Below are 5,313 nucleotides of genomic sequence, written 5' to 3'. Positions count from 1 at the left end.
CATCAGCGCCTTGCCGATCCCGGTGCGCGCCAACGGCATGCGATGACCGACCCGCGAACGCATTTCCGGGCCATTGCGCCCCGGATTCTTGTGTAGGTACAACACTTCGTCGCCTTCACGAATCGCCAGGTGAATGGTGTCGCCGGTCAATGCCGACAACTCGTCCAGATACGGCCCGGCCAGGGTCACCAGCGGCAACTCTTCACGGGCCTGGAACCCCAGTTCAATCAGTTTCGGCCCCAGCAGATAACCGACTTGCGGCACCACCCGCAGATAACGCTCGTCCACCAGGCAACTGGCCAGGCGATGGGTGGTGCTGCGCGTGGTGCCGATCAGCCGGGCGATTTCCTTGAGATCGCGGGCGCCACTGGCCACGGCCTGGACCACACCCAGACCGCGAAGCAGGGTCTGGGTGCCGGTCGGCGCGGCGTCCTTGGCGATTTTTGGGGCGTCTTCCTGCATATCCAGCCTTTACCGTTGAGCGAGTGAACGGGCGGCATTATGGTCGCCCGCGTGCCACGACTACAACTTGATACGCTCGACCTTGCCCACCAGCAGGATGTAGGACAGTGCGCCAATCAATGCCAGCACCGAGATGTAGGTGATCGCCGGAGCAAAGGAATCACCCGTGGCGAGAAAGCCGATCACGATAGGCGTGGCAATCGCCGACAAGTTGCCGATGAAGTTGAACACCCCGCCGGTGAGCCCGAGCAGGCGCGCCGGGGCGAGCGTCGATACCAGCGACCAGGTGATCGAAGCCAGGCCGTTGCCGAAGAAGGCCAGTGCCAGAAAGGCAATCACCAGCGGCGTCGACTCGACAAAGTTGGCGCCGATGATCGAGGTGGAGATCAGCAAACCGCTGATAATTGGCAATTTGCGGGCGAAACCCACCGTGTAGCCGCGACGGATCAAGAAGTCCGAGAAGAACCCGGAACACAGCACGCCGATAAACGCGGCGAGAAACGGCAGCGACGCCAACAGGCCGGACTTGATGAAGTCCATGCCGCGGTATTTCACCAGGTAGGTCGGGAACCAGGTCAGGAAGAACCACAGCGTCGAGTTGAGGCAGAACTGCCCAAGGTAGATGCCCCAGAGTTTGCGCTTGGTCAGGACGATGCCCAGGTCGGTCCAGCTGAATTTGGCTTTGACCTTGGCCTGTTCGGCCTGGATATCCACCAACCCGCCGCCCTCGCGGATCAGATCAATCTCTGCGTCATTGGCGCCTTTGAAATCCCGCGGCTCGCGATACACCGCGTACCAGATCACCGCCCACACAATGCCCACCGCGCCGGTGGTGACGAACACCATGTGCCAGCCGAATTCGTGCTGCAGCCATGCCAGTACCGGCGTCAGGAAGGCCAGGCCGACGAATTGCCCGGAGGTGTAGAAACCGATGGCCGTGGCGCGCTCGCGCTCGGGGAACCAGGTGGTGACCACGCGGCTGTTGATCGGATACGCCGGCGCTTCCAGCGCACCGACAGCCATGCGCAACACGAACAGCGCGATGAAGCTGGCGGCGAAGCCGAGCATCACCGTGGCCACCGACCACAGCAACAAGGCAACGCTGTACAGAATCCGTGGCGGCACGCGATCCACCAGCCAGCCACCGGGGATTTGCATGGCGGCGTAGGTCCAGCCGAAGGCAGAGAAGATCAGGCCGACGTGGATCGGGTCGATGCCTAGGTCACTGGTCAGCGCCGGGGCGGCAATCGACAGGTTACTGCGGTCCAGGTAGTTGATCACCACCGTGATGAACAACAGCACCATGATGAAAAAACGCTTGCGGCTGGGCGTCACCAACGACGCCTGCCCGGTGAGGGTTTGCGGTTGCATGAGGGGTGCCTCTTCTTATGGTTATTGAGGTCGTTCTAAAGGCTGACGCAGACCCCTTGCAGGAGTGAGCCTGCTCGCGATAGCGGTGTGTCATTCACCATTGATGGCGACTGACACACCATCGCGAGCAGGCTCGCTCCTACAAGGGATTTGTGGTGGATCAGAGATCACTCACCACTCGGCAAAACTGCCATCGGCATGGCGCCAGATCGGGTTGCGCCAGCGGTGCCCGATGGCGGCGCGTTCGATCACGTATTCCTCGTTGATCTCGATGCCCAGGCCCGGGCCGTTCGGGATCTTCACGAAGCCTTGGTCGTAGTCGAACACCCGTGGGTCTTTGACGTAGTCGAGCAGGTCGTTGCTTTCGTTGTAATGGATGCCCAGGCTCTGCTCCTGAATGAACGCGTTGTAGCAAGCCGCGTCCAGTTGCAGGCAGGCTGCCAGGGCAATCGGGCCCAGCGGGCAATGCAGCGCCAGCGCCACGTCATRGGCTTCGGCCATGTTGGCGATCTTGCGGGTTTCGGTGATGCCACCGGCGTKGGACGCATCCGGCTGGATGATGTCGACGTAGCCTTCGCTGAGCACGCGTTTGAAATCCCAGCGCGAGAACAGCCGCTCACCCAAAGCGATCGGCGTACTGGTCAGCGGCGCGAGCTCTTTGAGCGCCTCGTAGTTTTCGCTGAGCACCGGTTCTTCGATGAACATCAGCTTGTACGCATCAAGCTCCTTCATCAGCACCTTGGCCATGGGCTTGTGCACCCGGCCATGGAAGTCGACGCCTATGCCGACGTTCGGGCCGACGGCATCGCGCACGGCAGCGACGTTGGCCAAGGCCTGATCGACTTTGTCGAAGGTGTCGAGGAATTGCAGTTCTTCGGTACCGTTCATTTTCACCGCGGTGAAACCACGCTCGACCGCTTCTTTCGCCGCCCGTGCGGTATCTGCCGGACGGTCGCCGCCGATCCACGAATACACACGAATCTTGTCCCGTACCTGACCGCCCAACAAGTCGCTGACCGACACGCCCAGCGCCTTGCCCTTGATGTCCCACAAGGCCTGGTCGATACCGGCCAGGGCGCTCATGTGGATCGCGCCGCCACGGTAGAAGCCGCCGCGATAGAGCACAGTCCAGATGTCCTCGATGTTGCGCGGGTCTTTGCCGATCAGGTAGTCGGACAATTCTTCAACGGCAGCGGCAACGGTGTGGGCGCGACCTTCGACCACGGGCTCGCCCCAACCGGTGACGCCCTCGTCGGTTTCGACCTTGAGGAAGCACCAGCGTGGCGGAACGATGAASGTGGTSAGTTTGGTGATTTTCATCTGTTTGTCTCTCTTGTTAGATGCAGCGCTCGCAGCGCCCAAAAAGTCTTATCGAAGGGCCTTCCACGCAGCGACATAGGCCTTGGCATTGGCCGCCACTTGTTCCGCCGTCATGCCCGGTTTGAACAGACCGGAGCCGAGGCCGAAGCCTTTGACGCCAGCGTCGATGAACGACTGCATGTTGTCCGGCGTGATGCCCCCGACCGGCGCCAGAATCGTTCCCGCCGGCAGCACTGCCAGCCAGGCTTTGACGACCGCCGGGCCCATCTGCTCAGCCGGGAACATCTTCAGCACATCCGCCCCTTCAGCCAGTGCCGCGAACGCTTCGGTAGGTGTAGCGACACCCGGCGACAGGTAAAGCCCCGCCGCTTTCGCCGCGCGCAAGACCTTCGGATCGCTGTGGGGCATGACGATCACCTGGCCGCCCGCGGCTTTCACTTGCTCGACCTGCTCCGGCGTCAACACCGTACCGGCGCCGATCAGGCAATCGGCGGGCAAGGTACTGCGCAGGATGCGGATACTTTCGTACGGCTCAGGGGAATTGAGCGGCACTTCGATGACGCGAAATCCGGCGGCATACAGGACTTCGCCAATGGCGGCGGCTTCCTGTGGACACAGGCCGCGCAGGATCGCGATCAGGCCGTTTTGCGCCAGCGCTTGTTTGAGCATGTCAGACCTCCAGGCAGGTTTAACGGGATGCGGTGGACGTGACCAGGCCGGCGGCGAGCGCCAGTTGCCACAATCCGCGTTCGGTGGCCTGTTCGGCCAGGGTTACCCGGGCAAAACCGCAGGCATCGAGCGCGCGACTGTAGCGGGCACAGAGTCGGGTATTACCGATGAGGATGATCGACGGCAGATGCACGCTGTTGCGCCGACGCCGCTGGACATTGGCCAGGGCCGCCAACTCGTGGCCGATCAACAGGCCGGACAGGTAGTCCGCCTGGGCGGTGGCACTCAATTCGCCGGTCAGCCCGAGACTGCGGGCGCTGAACATCGTCGACAGCGGACCGGTTTCACCGTCCGCCGACAACGCGACCTGCACACCGCGATCAAACGCATCGCCATCGAACGACCCACCACGCTGTTGGGTGCGTCCGAGAATGCTGTGCTCGCTGAGCACGGCGAACACTTCGCCGGTCATGAAGGTATCGAAATGCACGATGCAGCCATCGGCCACTTCAACCCATTTCGAATGGCTGCCCGGCAGGCCGATCAGCAGGTCAGCGCCCACCTCACCCGTCAGGTTTTGCAGCACACCGAGCACCTGGGTTTCTTCGCCGCGCATCACGTTCGGCAAACGCGAACGCTCGATAACGCCGGGCACGATATGCACATCGCCCCCGCGCAGGCTGCGCACGGTTTGCAGAGAAGTACCGAGAGTGGCGACGTTCGCCGGTGTATCGCKATAGGCCGCTTCGCGCCAGCCCTGGGCGCTGCCGACCATGCCGCAGGCAATCACCGGCAAATCCGGCTGGGCGTCGAGCCAGTCGCCGCAAGCCTCATCGAAGGCCAGTTCAAAGCCGTCGGCGCATTCCCGGCCGCCAATGATTCGCGGCGCTTTCGGCAGCTGCATGATCCCCGACGACAGCGAACGCTGTTCGAGGACCAAGCCACCTTCAGCCAGTTTGTAAGCACGTAATGAGGTTGTCCCCCAGTCGAGCGCGATCAATTGCGCCTGCATCGCTTCACCTGTTTTGGTTTTTGGCAGTGAGTGAGCAGGACTATAAACCTGTGCCGGGATAAATCTCAATATATAAATATCAATCCCATATTGTGAGACAATACAAAAAAAGATCGCAGACCGAAGGCTGCGATCTTTTAAAAGCGATCAGTTACCCGCAGCGAAATCCCGCAGCACCGCCCCGTCCATCCGATAGCGAACCCACTCCTCTTGCGGCTGCGCCCCCAAGGATTTGTAGAATTCGATGGCCGGGGTATTCCACTCCAGCACGCTCCACTCGAAACGGCCGCAGTCGTTGGCGCAGGCGATTTTCGCCAGATGCCGCAGCAGGGTCTTGCCCGCGCCTCCGCCGCGCTGTTGCGGGGTGATATAGAGATCTTCGAGGTACAGGCAATTGCTGCCAAGCCAGGTGGAATAGCTGAAGAAGAACACCGCGAAACCGATGGGTGCACCGTCGCGCAGGCAGATCAGGCCATGGG

6 protein-coding genes are annotated in these 5,313 nt (G+C 61.6%); all 6 read right to left on the bottom strand.

Translation table 11 applies throughout. The annotated features are described in order from the left end of the window. The coding region (locus ACXRVY_RS16125; protein WP_458237749.1) for an IclR family transcriptional regulator at window positions 1-462 on the bottom strand (462 nt) is incomplete at its 3' end. A gap of 60 nt (window positions 463-522) precedes the next feature. Then, on the bottom strand, window positions 523-1,833 hold the full coding sequence (locus tag ACXRVY_RS16120; RefSeq protein WP_457266337.1) for an MFS transporter: 1,311 nt from the start codon (window positions 1,831-1,833) through the stop codon (window positions 523-525). Between the two features lie 171 nt (window positions 1,834-2,004). After that, the gene (gene dgoD, locus ACXRVY_RS16115) at window positions 2,005-3,153 is read right to left on the bottom strand and encodes a galactonate dehydratase (protein ID WP_458237748.1); all 1,149 of its coding nucleotides are present in this window, start codon (window positions 3,151-3,153) and stop codon (window positions 2,005-2,007) included. Window positions 3,154-3,201: 48 nt separating this feature from the next. Beyond that, complete coding sequence (locus ACXRVY_RS16110) at window positions 3,202-3,822, bottom strand: 2-dehydro-3-deoxy-6-phosphogalactonate aldolase (protein ID WP_223459558.1); 621 nt, start codon at window positions 3,820-3,822, stop codon at window positions 3,202-3,204. A 19-nt stretch (window positions 3,823-3,841) separates the two neighbouring features. Further along, complete coding sequence (locus tag ACXRVY_RS16105; RefSeq protein WP_458237747.1) at window positions 3,842-4,834, bottom strand: 2-dehydro-3-deoxygalactonokinase; 993 nt, start codon at window positions 4,832-4,834, stop codon at window positions 3,842-3,844. A 147-nt stretch (window positions 4,835-4,981) separates the two neighbouring features. Continuing rightward, the coding region (locus tag ACXRVY_RS16100; RefSeq protein WP_458237746.1) for an N-acetyltransferase family protein at window positions 4,982-5,313 on the bottom strand (332 nt) is incomplete at its 5' end.

It is taken from the genome of Pseudomonas sp. P5_A2_2, from assembly GCF_054177685.1.
Note: the sequence above shows the minus strand (reverse complement) of the source record. Positions and strands in the feature narration are given on the sequence as shown.